The 595-nt window shown below is 63.7% G+C and carries 1 protein-coding gene; it reads right to left on the minus strand.

Annotation, left to right across the window (positions count from 1 at the left end):
• Positions 1–53: 53 nt before the first annotated feature.
• The coding region (locus ACE04F_RS12300; protein ID WP_486107010.1) for a TetR/AcrR family transcriptional regulator at positions 54–595 on the minus strand (542 nt) is incomplete at its 5' end.

Genomic DNA, 595 nt, shown 5'->3' on the forward strand with positions numbered 1-595 from the left:
CCCCCCCCCCCCCCCCCCCCCCCCCACAGGGGGCTGTGGTGAACCCATTTGGGTCACACCGACGCCAGTACCAAGTGCATGTAACGGGTCAGGATGCCGAGCATGTCTTCGTCAGCTACCGGCTCGGCGCCATTGAGCAAGCCCTGATATTCCATCCGTCCGATAATCGCCGTCAACACTTTGGCATCCTGTTGTGGCTCGCGGGAGCCCAGGACCTGAAAGAACTGACAGGTGCCGTGCAGCAAAATCTGCTGGTGAGAACGCACCAACACCGCCAGGCGCGGGTTGAGCAGCGCTTCCTGGCGGAAGGCCTGTTCGGCCATCAGGTAGTCGCGACGACTGTGCAATTGATGCTGCACGTAGTCCGCCGTCATCCGCGCGATGTCGTCCGCCAGTTGCGAGCGCGACGCGGCGCTGCCATCCCCGTAGGCGACCATCTCCCGCAGCAGGCCTTCATTGTTGGTCCACAGCTTGGCCATGAACGCCGCGCTGCGTTCCACGTACTGGGCGAAGGTGTCGGTGAGCAGGTCGTCGATGTCCTTGAAATAATAAGTGGTGGCCGACAGCGGCACGCCCGCTTCGGCGGCCACCCCGC

It is taken from the genome of Pseudomonas sp. AGC41, from assembly GCF_057334555.1.